The following is a 14,756-nucleotide window of genomic DNA, read 5'->3' as shown; positions in this document are numbered from 1 at the left end:
AGCCCGATCGGTTCGTGTGGTCCGTACGGCGCTGGGGGCGCCCCTCACTGGAGGGGTGCCCCCAGCGCCGTACACGCACATGCTCGGGCGGCCTTCCTGTCGTAACGTCCGGATATGACCAACCCGTCCCCGTCGCGCAAGGCCCCCGAGCCGCCCTGGCGCACCGAGGGCACACCCGACGAGCCCCCCAAGCCGCCGCCCGGCGGCAGGAGGATGCGCGGCGGCTGGTGGAACCTGGCCCTGGCCGCGCTGGTCGTCTTCCTCATCGCCAACCTCGTGCTCTCCTTCTTCAACGAGGGCGACGAGCCGACCATCTCCTACACGGAGTTCAGCAAGCAGGTCGAGGCGGGCAACGTCAGCAAGATCTACGCCAAGGGCGACGCGATCCAGGGCCAGCTGAAGAAGGCCCGGGACAATCCCGAGGGCGACGGGACGTACACCAAGTTCACGACCGAGCGGCCGACCTTCGCGGACGACCGGCTCTGGGACGACCTGACCGAGCACAGCGTCACCGTGACGGCCGAGCCCGTCGTCCAGCAGCGCAGCTTCCTGGTCAACCTGCTGATCTCGCTGGCCCCGATGCTGCTCCTGGTGGTGCTGTGGGTCTTCATCGCGCGGCGCATGAGGGGTGCGCTGGGCGGCGGCGCGGGCGGCATGCTGGGCCGCAAGGCGCCGCCCAGGCCGGTCGAGCTGGAGGCCGGTGAGCCGCGCACCACGTTCGCGGACGTGGCCGGGATCGACGAGGTGGAGGGCGAGCTCAGCGACGTCGTCGACTTCCTGAAGAACCCCGACGCGTATCGCCGCATGGGCGCCAAGATGCCCCGCGGCGTCCTGCTGTCCGGCCCACCCGGCACCGGAAAGACGCTCCTCGCGCGCGCGGTCGCCGGCGAGGCGGGCGTGCCGTTCTTCTCCGCGTCCGCGTCCGAGTTCATCGAGATGATCGTGGGCGTCGGCGCCTCCCGGGTGCGGGAGCTGTTCGCCGAGGCCCGGAAGGTGGCGCCGTCGATCATCTTCATCGACGAGATCGACACCATCGGCCGGGCCCGCGGCGGCGGCTCCGGCATGGGCGGCCACGACGAGCGCGAGCAGACCCTGAACCAGATCCTCACCGAGATGGACGGCTTCTCGGGCGCCGAGGGCGTGATCGTCATCGCCGCCACCAACCGCGCCGACATCCTGGACCCGGCCCTGACCCGTCCCGGCCGCTTCGACCGGGTGGTCAGCGTCTCGCCGCCGGACCGGGGCGGCCGGCAGGCGATCCTGGAGATCCACACCCGCGAGATCCCGCTCGCCCCGGACGTCGACCTCGCGCAGGTCGCCCGTACGACCCCGGGCATGACCGGCGCCGAACTCGCCAACCTCGCCAACGAGGCCGCGCTGCTCGCGGTCAAGCGGAAGCAGGACCGGGTGACGCAGGCGAACCTCTCCGAAGCCATGGAGAAGGTCCAGCTGGGGGCCGAACGCCCACTGGTGATGCCCGAGGAGGAGCGCCGGCGCACCGCCTACCACGAGAGCGGGCACGCCCTGCTGGGCATGCTGCAGCCGGGCACCGACCCGGTCCGCAAGATCACCATCGTGCCGCGCGGACGGGCGCTCGGCGTGACGCTGTCGACGCCGGACTCGGACAAGTACGCGTACACGGAGGACTACCTGCGCGGTCGGATCATCGGCGCGCTCGGCGGCATGGCGGCCGAGCAGGTGGTGTACGACGTGATCACCACCGGCTCGGAGAGCGACCTCGAACAGGTCACCCGGATCGCACGCGGCATGGTCGGCCGCTGGGGCATGAGCGCACAGGTCGGCAGGCTGTCCGCCCTCCCCGGCGACGCCCAGCAGGCCTACGGGCTGGCCGCCGCCCCGGGGACCCTCGACGCCATCGACGGCGAGATGCGGCGGGTCGTGGACGAGTGCTACGCGGAGGCCGTCCGCAAGCTGCGCGACCACCGGGGGCAGCTCGACGCGCTGGCCGAGGCGTTGCTGGCGAACGAGACGCTGGAGGAGGCGGACGCGTACCGGATCGCCGGGATCACGCGGCTGACGAAGGACGGCCCGGAGGCATGAGGACCGCGCACCGCCGCTGCGGGGACTACTGGTCCGCAGGAAGACCTACTTCCGCGGGGGCGTCCACCTCCGCATGTGCGCTCTACTTCTGCGGGAACTTCCAGACGTAGGGCTCGCCGTCCTCCTCCGACCAGTGCACCTCGACGCTGGTGGCGTTCGCGGGGATCACGTACGTCTCGCAGAAGACGTGACTCTCACCCTGCTTCCAGTTCTCGACGTCGTAGGGGCCCTCGCAACCCGGGGCGTCGTCGGAGGCGCCGATGAGGACGCCGCCGCGCTGCCCGTCGGCGAAGATCGTGGTGCCGTCGTGCACGTCGGAGCCCTCGGTGAGGGCCGGCCCGCTCTTGTGCGTGTACTTGACGTGCGCGACGGCCAGCACCTTGCCCTTGGCGTCCGCGGCGTCCGCAACCGCCTTCGCTGCTTCCGCCTCCGTGCCGACCTCGACCTTCTGCGCCACGACCTCGTAGGTGACCGCACCGGGGTCCTCCGCGACCTTCCCCGTCGCGCTCTCGCCCGTCGCCAGCTCGCCGCCCGAGGCCGCCTGGGAGGGAGAGGCCGAGACCTCGGGACTCGCCGAGCTCTTCGCGTCGGTCTCGGAGTCGCCACCCCCGCACGCGGTGAGGGCCAGGGCGAGGACGGCGACGGGTGCGGCGACGCGCAGCGCGGTTTTGTGGTGCGGCACTACAGGCTCCTGTATGCAGATGTGTCTTTCCCCCGAACGGTGGATCAGATTAGAGGTCCATGATCCACCAGGAGAAACCGCAGAAGTCCTGATCCGGCTTCTTCACACCATTCACACCTGCACCGGAAGAAGTCCCTCAGACTCCGCACACATCCGGTCGGAACCGGTCGTCAAGGGACTCGGGCAATCAGATACCGGAAGACGTTCGGCATCCACACGGTCCCGTCCGGACGCTGGTGCGGATGCAGGGCCTCCGACAGCTCCTTGTCGACCTGTTCCTGGTCGGTCGCGGCGATCGCCGCGTCGAACAGTCCGGTCGACAGCAGCCCGCGTACCGCGCTGCGCGCGTCGGCGTATCCGAAGGGGCATGCCACCCGCCCCGAGCCGTCCGGCCTGAGCCCGGCCCGCTGGGCGACCTCCTCCAGGTCGTCGCGCAGGGCGGGGCGCCAGCGGCCCGCGCCGCGCAACGGGTCCGCGAGTTTGGTGGCCACCCGCAGCACCGACGTCGTGGCGCACCGCTCCGGTGGGCCCCACCCGGCCAGCACCACGGCCGCCCCGCGCCCGGCGAGCGGCGTCGCCTGGGCGAGCAGTTCGCCCAGCCCCTCCGAGTCGCCCGCGAGGCACCCGATGGGCTCGAAAGCGGTCACCAGGGTGAACGCCGGCGCCGACGGGTCCTCCACGTCCCGGGGAGTGCCCTCGACGATCCTTGCCGCGTCCGCCCGTGCCGCGTCCGCACGCGCGCGCGTGCCTCGCGACCCGGGGGCGTCGAGCGTCTCGGGCAGCAGGCGCTGCCGCGCCAGGGCCAGTCGTTCCGGTGAGCGGGAGTCGACCCCGGTCACCGCGGCGCCGCGCGAGGCGGCCATCAGCAGGGCCAGCCCGGAACCGCAGCCGAGCCCCAGCATCCTCGTACCGCCGCCCACGTCCAGTCGCTCGAAGACGGCCTCGTAGAGCGGTACGAGCATCCGCTCCTGTATCTCGGACCAGTCACGCGCGCGTGCACGCAGGTCCACACGAGGCGTCGCCCCCGCGTGAGATGAGTGCTGCCGCACGAGCGTAGGTGTCATAGGAAAGCGCCCCAATCGACGAGTGTTGCCGCTGTGCCCGGTTCCGTGGCCCCCGTGCAGTGCGCTCGCACTTCCCCCGTATGCCAGGAAACTCCGGGCTCGCCGTGGCGTCCAGTGGTAGCGGCGGCCGGTTTGCCCGACCGCTGCCCAAGTGGCGAGATTTCACTTTCCGGCAACGTGGGCCTGGCCGCGCGGTACTCCCGGTAGCCCCGTCCCGACCGCTTCGACGGATGGCCGGATCGTGGTGCTCGGCGATGACAGCGGGTGGCGGTGGTTCCGACGCGCGGTTCCGGCCAAGGTCGGCGGGCCCCGCGACCGCCCCGCGGTGACGGGAACCGGCGGGGCGCGGGGCGGTGCCGCACGCCGGCGGCACACCCGGTAACGTCGCGCCCATCGACGAGCGCGTCGATGGGCCGATCGGGTGGCGCCCTTCCGGCGTGACAGCGACCGAAACGCCCCTTGCGCACCCGCGAGCCCCACGCAGCCCGGCGCGTGGACGGGGCCTACGCGCCGGCGCGTACGTCGGACTACGCACCAGCTTGGTATGAGCTGTGAGGCTTCTCCGCAGATCAGCGCACCCGCCCTCGTCGGGACGCATCAGCGGCAACTGACGGGTACGTGCAAATTATTTGGGATGCCCCGGAATAGGAACACAGCGGCACCCCGGCTCGTTGTCATTACGTGAGCACGACACCACCTGTTCTCGCCGCAGAGCTGGCGCAGGCGTGGGCCGACATTCAGCGGCACCACACCGAGCTGCCCGATCTTGCCGCGCCCGAGTCCCTGATCGGAGAGTCGTCGTCCGCGTGCGGGCACGAACTCTCCTTCGAACGACTGCTCCATGAGGCAGTCCACGGCATCGCCGCCGCGCGAGGAGTACGCGACACCTCCCGCGCGGGGCGCTATCACAACCGCCGATTCCTCGCGATCGCCGAGGAGCTGGGCCTCGACCATCCCGAGGAGCCGCATCCGAGCAGCGGCTTCTCGCTGGTCACGCTCACCCCCGAGGCGAAGCGCCGCTACCGCCCGACGATCGAACGCCTCCAGCGCGCGCTGAAGGCGCACACCGTCGCGACGGCGACCGACACGGCCCGCAGCTTCCGCGGTCCGGCCGCCCGCCACGGCTCCTCCGGTGGAGGGGTGCGGGTGAAGGCGGTCTGCGACTGCGGACGCAACGTCCGGGTCGTCCCGTCGGTCCTGGCCCAGGCCCCGATCATGTGCGGCGGCTGTGGCAAGCCCTTCCGGATCCCGGAGGTGGTCGGCGCGGCGGCGAGCTGAGGGTCCGGCTGCTCGTGGCAGCCGGACCCGGGCGCTCCGCCGTCGGTCCGCCCTCGGTCCGAAGGGTCCGCCCGCGTGTGGCACAATGGCTAGCTGTACTCGACAGTCGCACAGGACCCCTCTCTCCTCCGGCTGACGCGTCCATCGGGCACTCGGGTACCGCAACCCCACGCGGCTCTCTCGCCGTGCCCAATCACGTCAAAACCAGGAGAACCCACTCCAGTGGCAGTCAAGATCAAGCTGAAGCGTCTGGGCAAGATCCGTTCGCCTCACTACCGCATCGTCGTCGCCGACTCCCGTACCCGCCGTGACGGCCGGGCCATCGAGGAGATCGGCAAGTACCACCCGACGTACAACCCGTCGGTGATGGAGGTCGACGCCGAGCGTGTCGCGTACTGGCTCCGTGTCGGCGCCCAGCCGACCGAGCCCGTGCTCGCCATCCTGAAGAAGACCGGCGACTGGCAGAAGTTCAAGGGCGAGCCCGCCCCGGCGCCGCTGCTGCAGCCGGCCGAGAAGTCGGCCCGTCCGTCCTTCGAGGCGATCGGTGGCGACGACGAGGGCAAGGGTGAGGCGATCACCCAGAAGAAGAAGGCCGACAAGAAGGACGAGGCTGCTGCCGAGTCCACGTCGACCGAGGCCTGAGCATGCTCGAGGAGGCTCTCGAGCACCTCGTGAAGGGCATCGTCGACAACCCTGACGATGTGCAGGTCGCCTCGCGCAACCTGCGTCGCGGGAGCGTGCTCGAGGTCCGGGTTCACCCCGACGACCTCGGCAAGGTGATCGGCCGCAACGGCCGCACCGCACGCGCCCTGCGGACCGTCGTGGGCGCCATCGGCGGCCGCGGTGTCCGCGTCGACCTCGTCGACGTGGACCACGTCCGCTGACGCCAAACGCAGCACCGGCTCGGGCCGGGGAGGGCCACTGGGCCGTCCCCGGCCCGTAGTCGTACGAGCCGTGACCGGCTCCTCGCAGTTCCGACAGGAGATCAAGCACAGTGCAGCTGGTAGTCGCGCGCATCGGCCGCGCCCACGGAATCAAGGGCGAGGTCACCGTGGAGGTCCGCACCGACGAGCCGGAGCTGCGGCTCGGCCCCGGTGCCGTACTGGCCACCGACCCCGCCTCCGCCGGACCGCTCACCATCGAGACCGGCCGGGTCCACAGCGGCCGCCTCCTGCTGCGCTTCGCCGGCGTCCACGACCGCACCGGAGCCGAGGCGCTGCGCAACACCCTCCTGATCGCCGACGTCGACCCGGAGGAGCGGCCCGAGGACGAGGACGAGTACTACGACCACCAGCTGATCGACCTCGATGTGGTGACCAAGGACGGCGGCGAGGTCGGCCGGATCACCGAGATCTCCCACCTGCCCACGCAGGACCTGTTCGTGGTGGAGCGCCCCGACGGCAGCGAGGTCTACGTGCCGTTCGTCTCCGAGATCGTCACCGAGATCGACCTGGACGAGCAGCGCGCGGTCATCGACCCGCCGCCCGGCCTGATCGACGACCGCGCGGAGATCGCTTCCGCGCGGGACGCCGCCGGGGAAGAGGCGTGATGCGGCTCGACGTCGTCACGATCTTCCCCGAGTACCTGGAACCGCTGAATGTCTCCCTCGTAGGCAAGGCACGCGCGCGTGGACAGCTGAACGTCCACGTGCACGACCTGCGCTCCTGGACCTACGACCGGCACAACACCGTCGACGACACCCCGTACGGCGGCGGCCCCGGCATGGTGATGAAGACCGAGCCGTGGGGCGACGCCCTGGACACCGTCCTGGCCGACGGCTACGAGACGGGCTCCGGCGAGCCCGCCCTGATCGTGCCCACGCCCAGCGGCCGGCCCTTCACCCAGGAACTCGCCGTCCACCTCTCCGAGCGGCCCTGGCTGATCTTCACCCCCGCCCGCTACGAGGGCATCGACCGCCGCGTCATCGACGAGTACGCGACCCGGATGCCCGTGTACGAGGTGTCCATCGGCGACTACGTCCTCGCCGGTGGCGAGGCGGCCGTACTCGTCGTCACCGAGGCCGTGGCGCGGCTGCTGCCCGGCGTCCTCGGCAACGCCGAGTCCCACCGCGACGACTCCTTCGCGCCCGGCGCCATGGCCGGCCTGCTGGAGGGTCCCGTCCACACCAAGCCGCCGCGGTGGCGCGGCCGCGGCATCCCGGACGTGCTGCTCAGCGGCCACCACGGGAAGATCGCCCGCTGGCGCCGCGACGAGGCCCTGCGGCGCACGACGGCCAACCGTCCCGACCTGATCGAGCGGTGCGACCCCGCGGCCTTCGACAAGAAGGACCGCGAGATGCTCTCCATCCTGGGCTGGGAACCCGACCCGGACGGGGAGCCGTACGGCCGATTTTGGCGCAGGACGCCCGGCATGGAAGAATAGGGCGCTGTTGTGCGTCCGTCCGGAGCGCGCCCCTGCCACAGGGGGACACGACGCCCGTCCCGACCCGCACGGCCCTGATTCCGAAACACCTAGTTTCCGCTGATGACCTGTGGCATCAGCGAGGAAAGCAGACGAAATGTCTCACCTGCTCGACACCGTCGACGCCGCGTCGCTGCGCAGCGACGTCCCGGCCTTCCGCCCCGGCGACACCGTCAACGTCCACGTTCGCGTCATCGAGGGCAACCGCTCCCGTGTGCAGCAGTTCAAGGGCGTAGTCATCCGTCGCCAGGGCGCCGGCGTGCGCGAGACCTTCACGGTCCGCAAGGTCTCCTTCTCCGTCGGCGTCGAGCGCACCTTCCCGGTGCACACCCCGATCGTGGAGAAGATCGAGCTCGTCACCCGCGGTGACGTGCGTCGCGCCAAGCTGTACTACCTGCGTGAGCTGCGCGGCAAGGCGGCGAAGATCAAGGAGAAGCGCGAGAGCTGAGCGCCCTCCGAGGTCCGCACCGGGGCCGGATAACATCTGGCCCCGATGGACACCGAAGCACAGCCCACGGAGCGCGACCGCTCCTCCCGCTCTTCCGACTCCGAGCAGCCCTCGGATGCGGAGGGCCCGGAGGAACGGTCGCGTTCCGCGTTCGCGGGGCGGATCACGGACTGGGTGCCGGGCGGCCGGATCACCGTGACCTTCCTGTCCCTGCTGCTGTTTCTGCTGCTCATCAGCACCTTTGTGCTGCAGCCGTTCCAGATCCCCAGCGGATCCATGGAGCGCGGATTGAGGATCGGTGACCGGGTTCTCGTAAATAAGTTGGCGTACCGTTTCGGTGACCGGCCGCAGCGGGGCGACATCGTCGTCTTCGACGGCACCGGGCTCTTCGGGCACGGCGACTACATCAAACGCGTTGTCGGTGTGGGCGGGGACCACGTGGTGTGCTGCGACAGGGAGGGGAGGGTCCAGGTGAACGGCCAGTCGGTCGACGAGTCGGCGTTCCTGTACCCCGGTGACCGCCCGTCCACGGTGCGCTTCGACGTCGTCGTCCCCGACGGCGCCCTGTTCGTCCTCGGCGACCACCGGGCCGACTCCAGTGACTCCCGCGACCATCTGGGCTCGCCGGGCGGCGGCATGATCCCGGTGGACGAGGTGATCGGCCGCGCCGACTGGATCGTCTGGCCCTTCGGCCACGCCACCCGCCTCGACCGCCCGGACGCCTACGCGCGCGTCCCGGACGCGGAGGCGGGCGTACCGGCCGGTGGGCCACGTCGGTCGGAGGGTGCCGATGGGTAGCCGGGGCAAACCACGCGGGGCGCCCAGCAGCCCCGCGGAGGACCTGCTGCCCACCGGCTCGCGGCGCACCTCCGCGCCGTCCGGCGGCCGGTCCCGTGCCGAGCGGCGCAAGCTGCAGCGCAAGGTCAAACGCCGCCGCAGGCGCAGCGCGGTCAAGGAGATACCGCTTCTCGTCGGCGTCGCCGTCCTGATAGCGCTGGTGCTGAAGACCTTCCTCGTCCAGGCGTTCGTGATTCCGTCGGGCTCCATGGAGCAGACGATCCAGATCGGTGACCGGGTCCTGGTGGACAAGCTCACTCCCTGGTTCGGCTCCGAGCCGCAGCGCGGGGACGTCGTCGTCTTCCGCGACCCCGGCGGCTGGCTCCAGGGCGAGCAGACCACCAAGAAGGACGACCCCGTCGTCATCAAGCAGGTCAAGGAGGGCCTCGCCTTCATCGGCCTGCTGCCGTCCGACGACGAGAAGGACCTCATCAAGCGGGTCGTCGGGGTGGGCGGGGACCGGGTCAAGTGCTGTGACACCCGGGGGCGGGTCACCGTCAACGGCGTTCCTCTGAACGAGAACTACCTCTATCCCGGCGACTCCCCGTCCAAGGCGCCGTTCGACGTCACGGTCCCCGAGGGACGGCTGTGGGTGATGGGCGACCACCGGTCCAACTCCGCCGACTCCCGCGCCCACCAGGAGACCGACTTCGGCACCGTCTCCGAGGACGAGGTGGTGGGGCGCGCCATGGTGATCGCCTGGCCGTTCGGTCACTGGACCACCCTGGACGAGCCGAAAACGTACGCGTCCGTGTCCGACTCGGCCTCCGGTTCGACCGCCGCTCCCCGGCTGTCGCATAGGGTTGCCCCCTACGATCCAGACACGATGATTCAACTCCCGACCCCTGCGGAACTCCCGCTCGTTATGGGAGTGGTGGGCCTGCACCGTGTGCGGCGCGGGCGGCGGCAGAGAGTAAGGAGTTGGCGTGGGGGATGTGGCGGTTGGCGCACGGTCCGGACACGACGGCGAGGAGAACCGCGGACGCCCCGTGGAGACAGCCGGCCCGGTCGCGGACGGCGCCCCGGCCTCCGGGCACGACTCCGGGACCGAGGACGGCAGGGTGACGGACGAACACAGCGGGACCCAGGACGAGGGAGTGGGCGGGACGCCCCCGGCGACACCCCCCGCGGCCAAGAAGCAGCGCTCCTTCTGGAAGGAGCTGCCGATCCTGATCGGCATCGCGCTGGTGCTCGCGCTGCTGATCAAGACGTTTCTGGTCCAGGCGTTCTCGATCCCGTCCGCCTCGATGCAGAACACGCTCACGATCAATGACCGCGTCCTGGTCGACAAGCTCACCCCCTGGTTCGGCTCGGAGCCCGAACGCGGCGAGATCGTCGTCTTCCACGACCCGGACGACTGGCTCGCGGGCGAGCCGACGCCCGACCCGAACGCGCTGCAGACGGTCCTCAGCTGGATCGGCCTGATGCCGTCCGCGGACGAGAAGGACCTGATCAAGCGCGTCATCGGGGTCGGCGGCGACACGGTCGAGTGCAAGGAGACCGGTCCGCTCAAGGTCAACGGCAAGGCGCTGAACGAGCCGTACGTCTACCCCGGCAACACGCCGTGCAGCGTCGACGACCAGGGCGGCCAGTTCAAGGTCAAGGTTCCCGAGGGCTCCATCTGGGTCATGGGTGACCACCGGCAGAACTCCCGGGACTCCCGCTACAACCAGTCGGACAGTCACGGCGGCATGGTCCCGGTCAAGGAGGTCGTCGGCCGCGCCATCGTGATCGCCTGGCCGATGAACCGCTGGGACACCCTGCCGGTACCGGAGACCTTCGACCAGGACGGTCTGCAGGCCCAGTCGTCGGCCGCCGCCGCGCTGTCGGCCGCGCCCCAGGGGCTGGCCCTCGCCGGGGTCGTCCCGGTCGTCTGGTGGCGCCGCAGGCGCGTGGCCGCCGCCGAGACCCGCTGAGACGCCCGCGCTGAGACGCCTCCGCTGAGGAGCCTCCGCTGAGGCGCCTCCGGAGACGCCTCCGCTGAGGCGCCCGCGCCGAGGCGCTTGGCCCCGCGTCGTGCGTTCGTCGCCGGGCGGTTTCTCCAGCCCCTCCCGGGTCCCGGGAGGGGCTGCCCCGTTCGGGTACCGCCGGGTAAGGTGCGGATCCATGGGTGGCGAGAGCACGACACGTACGGGCCCGCGGGGTGGCGGCACGAACAAGGGCCCGGTGGGCAGCCGGACCGGGCAGCGGCTGTCCGGGCTCGCCGTGGCGCTGGGCCTGGTGCTGTTCCTCGGCGGCTTCGTCTGGGGAGCGGTGGTCTACCGCCCCTACACCGTGCCGACCAGTTCGATGACGCCGACGATCGACGCCGGTGACCGGGTACTGGCGCAGCGCATCGACGGCACCGACGTCCGGCGCGGCGACGTCGTCGTCTTCAAGGACACGACCTGGGCCAACGCCCCGATGGTCAAGCGCGTGGTCGCGGTCGGCGGGGACACCGTCTCCTGCTGTCAGGCGGGCAAGCTCAAGGTCAACGGCAAGGTCGTCGACGAGCCCTACCTGCCCGCCGGTACGCCGGCCGAGATCAGCGACTTCCCGACCGTGACCGTTCCCGAGGGCCGCCTGTTCCTGCTCGGCGACGAGCGGGACAACTCCGTGGACTCCACCGCCCACCTCACCGACGCCGCCGGCGGCACCGTGTCGCGCGGTGCCGTGGACGCCCGCGTCGACGCCGTGGTCTGGCCCATGAACGGCATGCTGGAGCGGCCGACCGGCTTCGAGGCGCTGGGCGGTCTCTCCTCGCCGGGACCGCTGCGGACGGTCGTCGCGCTGGTGATCGCCGGAGCCGTGCTGATCCTCGCCGGCGCCGCGTACGGCCCCTTCGCCAAGAGGGCCGCCACCCGCGCCCGGACCGGAACGGGGCCCACCGGTGTCCGCTGAGGCGACCTGGGCCGGACAGGACTCCTACGGGGGCGGGCTGCGCAGGGTGGCCCGGGTGGTGCTGCTCGACCCCGAGGACCGCATCCTGCTGCTGCACGGGCACGAACCCGACGACCCGGCCGACGACTGGTGGTTCACCCCGGGCGGCGGCGTGGAGGGCGACGAGACCCGTGAGCAGGCCGCTCGGCGGGAACTCGTCGAGGAGACCGGCATCACCGACATCGAACTCGGCCCGGTGCTGTGGCGGCGCAGGTGCTCCTTCCCCTTCGCGGGCCGCCGCTGGGACCAGGACGAGTGGTACTACCTGGCCCGCACGACCCAGACCGCGACCGAGGCCGTGGGGCTGACCGAACTGGAGCGGCGCAGCGTCGCCGGAGCGCGCTGGTGGACGTGTCGGGAACTGGCCCGGGCACATGAGACGGTGTATCCGACCAGACTCGCCGAGCTGCTGCGCAAGCTGCTCGACGAAGGTCCCCCCGCCGGGCCGGTGACCCTGGACACCGAAATCGTCTAGGGGCTCCCGGGACTGGCGCACAATGGTGGGACCGCACGGCTGAAGGGGAACATGCCATGAGCGCCGAGGACCTCGAGAAGTACGAGACCGAGATGGAGCTCAAGCTCTACCGGGAGTACCGCGACGTCGTCGGTCTGTTCAAATACGTGATCGAGACCGAGCGGCGCTTCTACCTCACCAATGACTACGAGATGCAGGTGCACTCGGTTCAGGGTGAGGTGTTCTTCGAGGTGTCCATGGCCGATGCCTGGGTGTGGGACATGTACCGGCCGGCCCGGTTCGTGAAGCAGGTGCGGGTGTTGACGTTCAAGGACGTGAACATCGAGGAGCTGAACAAGAGCGATCTGGAGCTTCCCAGCGGCTGAGTCCCGGCGGGACATCGATGGGTGTCACTCGTGTGAGTGACAAGGTTGTCCACAGCCGCCCGACCGTCCACCAAGATCCAAAAGCTCGCTGAGCTGGCCTCATCGTTGGCGCCGGAGGTGGTGCCGACATGAACGCACGAGGTGCGCTGGGCAAGTACGGCGAGACACTCGCCGCCCGCAGGCTGACCGGGTCCGGCATGACGGTCCTGGAGCGCAACTGGCGCTGCGGCAGGACCGGCGAGATCGACATCGTGGCCCGGGACGGCGACGTCCTGGTGATCTGCGAGGTCAAGACGCGCAGGGGCGGCTCCTTCGAGCATCCCATGGCCTCGGTGACGCCCGAGAAGGCGCAGCGGCTGCGGCGGCTCGCCGAGCGCTGGATCCAGACCCACGGAGGGGCTCCGCCCGGCGGAGTCCGCATCGACCTGGTCGGTGTCCTCCTCCCGCGGCGCGGCGCCCCCGCCGTCGAGCACGCGCGGGGGGTGGCGTGATGGGATTCGCGCGTACGTGCTCCGTGGCGCTCGTCGGCGTCGAGGGCGTGGTGGTCGAGGTCCAGGCCGACCTCGAACCGGGCGTGGCGGCGTTCACGCTGGTCGGGCTGCCGGACAAGAGCCTGACCGAGAGCCGGGACCGGGTCCGGGCCGCAGTGGTCAACTCGGGCGCCGAGTGGCCGCAGAAGAAGCTGACGGTGGGCCTCAGCCCCGCGTCGGTGCCGAAGAGCGGCAGTGGATTCGACCTCGCCGTCGCAGCCGCGGTCCTCGGCGCCGCCGAGCGCATCGATCCCCGCGTGCTCGCCGACATCCTGATGATCGGGGAGCTGGGCCTGGACGGACGGGTGCGGCCCGTGCGGGGCATCCTGCCGGCGGTCCTGGCCGCGGCGGAGGCCGGCTACGAACAGGTGGTCGTCCCGGAGTGCGCCGCTGCCGAGGCGTCCCTGGTGCCCGGGGTGTCGGTGCTCGGCGTACGCAGCCTGCGCCAGCTGATCGCCATCCTCGCCGACGAGCCCGTGCCGGAGGAGGAACCGGACCAGCGGGGCCGGCCCGACCCGCTCCTCGCAGGCCTGCGCATGCCCGGCACGGGCGCCGCCACCGGCATGCACGGCATGGGGACGGCGCAGCACGACCATGGTCACGACCTCGCCGACGTCGTGGGCCAGGATTCGGCGCGTACGGCGGTGGAGGTCGCCGCGGCCGGCGGTCACCACCTGTTCCTGGAGGGGCCGCCCGGCGCCGGGAAGACCATGCTCGCCGAGCGCCTGCCCGCCGTCCTGCCCCGGCTGTGCCGGGCGGAGTCGCTGGAGGTCACCGCGGTGCACTCGGTGGCGGGTCTGCTGCCGCCCGGCAAGCCTCTGATCGACGTGGCCCCCTACTGCGCGCCGCACCACTCCGCCACGATGCAGGCCCTCGTCGGGGGAGGCCCCGGCATCGGGCGGCCCGGAGCCGTCTCGCTGGCTCATCGAGGCGTTCTGTTTCTGGACGAGACCCCGGAGTTCAGCAGCCATGCGCTCGACGCGCTGCGTCAGCCGCTGGAGGCCGGGCACGTCGTCATCGCGCGCAGCGCGGGCGTGGTGCGGTTCCCGGCACGGTTCCTGATGGTGCTCGCGGCCAATCCCTGTCCGTGCGGACGGTTCTCGCGGAAGGAGGACCTCTGCGAGTGCTCGCCCTCGGCGATCCGCCGCTACCAGGCCAGGCTGTCCGGCCCGCTGCTCGACCGGGTCGATCTCCGGGTCGAGGTAGAGCGGATCACGCGCAGCCAACTGGCGGGGGTCGGCCCCCGAGGCGACACGACCGCGACGGTCGCCGACCGGGTGCGAGCAGCCCGGGACCGGGCGGCCGCGCGTCTCACGGGCACCCCGTGGCGGTCCAACAGCGAGGTGCCCGGACGGGAGCTCCGCAGCCGCTGGTACGCGGCGCCCGGGGCGCTGGAGGACGCGGAGCGCAGCCTGGAGCGGGGAGTGCTCACCGCCCGCGGCCTCGACCGGGTCCTGCGCGTCGCCTGGACCGTCGCGGATCTCGTCGGCCATGACCGGCCCGACGCGAGAGATGTCGCCCTGGCGCTGCAACTGCGCACGGGGGTGCCGAGGGGTGTCCCCATGGCCCTTGGAGCACTGGCGTGACCGGGGACGGCGCGGTGACCGGGGATGGTGCGGTGGTCGCGAACCCGATGCCCGGGGATGGCACGAGGGTCGGGGACGGCGCGAGGACCA

Annotated in this window: 16 protein-coding genes and 1 pseudogene; 15 read left to right on the top strand and 2 right to left on the bottom strand. The window is 71.3% G+C overall.

The annotated features are described in order from the left end of the window. Positions 1-114 precede the first annotated feature (114 nt). Positions 115-2,061 (top strand): ATP-dependent zinc metalloprotease FtsH, encoded by a 1,947-nt coding sequence (ftsH, locus tag ACIQ6R_RS30375; protein ID WP_404224796.1) that lies wholly within the window; start codon positions 115-117, stop codon positions 2,059-2,061. An 82-nt stretch (positions 2,062-2,143) separates the two neighbouring features. Here ftsH and ACIQ6R_RS30370 read toward each other — a convergent pair whose 3' ends face one another. Together ACIQ6R_RS30370 and ACIQ6R_RS30365 are read right to left on the bottom strand one after the other, a co-directional pair. Then, positions 2,144-2,743: a hypothetical protein gene (locus ACIQ6R_RS30370; RefSeq protein WP_404224795.1), complete on the bottom strand. Its 600-nt coding sequence runs from the start codon at positions 2,741-2,743 to the stop codon at positions 2,144-2,146. Between the two features lie 170 nt (positions 2,744-2,913). Beyond that, positions 2,914-3,807, bottom strand: a complete 894-nt coding sequence (locus tag ACIQ6R_RS30365; protein ID WP_404183121.1) for a class I SAM-dependent methyltransferase — start codon at positions 3,805-3,807, stop codon at positions 2,914-2,916. Between the two features lie 681 nt (positions 3,808-4,488). Here ACIQ6R_RS30365 and ACIQ6R_RS30360 point away from each other — a divergent pair. The 14 genes and pseudogenes from ACIQ6R_RS30360 (at position 4,489) to ACIQ6R_RS30295 (ending at position 14,666) form a co-directional block, all read left to right on the top strand. Continuing rightward, on the top strand, positions 4,489-5,085 hold the full coding sequence (locus ACIQ6R_RS30360; protein ID WP_210960299.1) for a hypothetical protein: 597 nt from the start codon (positions 4,489-4,491) through the stop codon (positions 5,083-5,085). A 222-nt stretch (positions 5,086-5,307) separates the two neighbouring features. Further along, positions 5,308-5,727 carry a 30S ribosomal protein S16 gene (gene rpsP / locus ACIQ6R_RS30355; RefSeq protein ID WP_121749394.1) on the top strand — a complete coding sequence of 140 codons (420 nt, stop codon included), beginning with the start codon at positions 5,308-5,310 and terminating at the stop codon, positions 5,725-5,727. A 2-nt stretch (positions 5,728-5,729) separates the two neighbouring features. Beyond that, entirely contained in the window at positions 5,730-5,969 is a 240-nt protein-coding gene (locus tag ACIQ6R_RS30350; RefSeq protein WP_039656474.1) for an RNA-binding protein, read from the top strand. A 110-nt stretch (positions 5,970-6,079) separates the two neighbouring features. Further along, entirely contained in the window at positions 6,080-6,634 is a 555-nt protein-coding gene (gene rimM, locus ACIQ6R_RS30345) for a ribosome maturation factor RimM (protein ID WP_404224794.1), read from the top strand. Beyond that, the gene (gene trmD / locus ACIQ6R_RS30340) at positions 6,634-7,467 is read left to right on the top strand and encodes a tRNA (guanosine(37)-N1)-methyltransferase TrmD (protein WP_404183114.1); all 834 of its coding nucleotides are present in this window, start codon (positions 6,634-6,636) and stop codon (positions 7,465-7,467) included. Before rimM ends, trmD begins: the two co-directional genes overlap by 1 nt. 136 nt (positions 7,468-7,603) lie before the next feature. Continuing rightward, positions 7,604-7,954 (top strand): 50S ribosomal protein L19, encoded by a 351-nt coding sequence (rplS, locus tag ACIQ6R_RS30335; protein WP_108015375.1) that lies wholly within the window; start codon positions 7,604-7,606, stop codon positions 7,952-7,954. A gap of 45 nt (positions 7,955-7,999) precedes the next feature. Continuing rightward, complete coding sequence (gene lepB / locus ACIQ6R_RS30330) at positions 8,000-8,752, top strand: signal peptidase I (RefSeq protein ID WP_404224792.1); 753 nt, start codon at positions 8,000-8,002, stop codon at positions 8,750-8,752. After that, a pseudogene (gene lepB / locus ACIQ6R_RS30325) lies at positions 8,745-9,827 on the top strand (signal peptidase I); the annotation flags it as partial. The gene lepB (ACIQ6R_RS30330) and the pseudogene lepB (ACIQ6R_RS30325), both read left to right, overlap by 8 nt. Continuing rightward, the gene (lepB, locus tag ACIQ6R_RS30320) at positions 9,718-10,707 is read left to right on the top strand and encodes a signal peptidase I (protein ID WP_404183108.1); all 990 of its coding nucleotides are present in this window, start codon (positions 9,718-9,720) and stop codon (positions 10,705-10,707) included. The pseudogene lepB (ACIQ6R_RS30325) and the gene lepB (ACIQ6R_RS30320), both read left to right, overlap by 110 nt. 190 nt (positions 10,708-10,897) lie before the next feature. Then, complete coding sequence (lepB, locus tag ACIQ6R_RS30315; RefSeq protein WP_404224790.1) at positions 10,898-11,671, top strand: signal peptidase I; 774 nt, start codon at positions 10,898-10,900, stop codon at positions 11,669-11,671. Continuing rightward, entirely contained in the window at positions 11,661-12,185 is a 525-nt protein-coding gene (locus ACIQ6R_RS30310; RefSeq protein WP_404224788.1) for an NUDIX hydrolase, read from the top strand. The genes lepB (ACIQ6R_RS30315) and ACIQ6R_RS30310 overlap by 11 nt, the downstream gene beginning before the upstream one ends. 56 nt (positions 12,186-12,241) lie before the next feature. Continuing rightward, positions 12,242-12,550, top strand: a complete 309-nt coding sequence (locus tag ACIQ6R_RS30305; protein ID WP_003993268.1) for a DUF2469 domain-containing protein — start codon at positions 12,242-12,244, stop codon at positions 12,548-12,550. Positions 12,551-12,678: 128 nt separating this feature from the next. Beyond that, a complete protein-coding gene (locus tag ACIQ6R_RS30300) occupies positions 12,679-13,041 on the top strand; it encodes a YraN family protein (RefSeq protein ID WP_404183099.1) in 363 nt (120 codons plus the stop codon). Then, entirely contained in the window at positions 13,041-14,666 is a 1,626-nt protein-coding gene (locus tag ACIQ6R_RS30295; protein WP_404224786.1) for a YifB family Mg chelatase-like AAA ATPase, read from the top strand. Before ACIQ6R_RS30300 ends, ACIQ6R_RS30295 begins: the two co-directional genes overlap by 1 nt. The last annotated feature ends 90 nt before the right edge of the window (positions 14,667-14,756 follow it).

The organism is Streptomyces sp. NPDC096048, assembly GCF_044763415.1.
Lineage (GTDB): Bacteria > Actinomycetota > Actinomycetes > Streptomycetales > Streptomycetaceae > Streptomyces.
The sequence above is the reverse complement of the archived record's forward strand: the minus strand, read 5'-3'. Positions and strand labels throughout refer to the sequence as shown.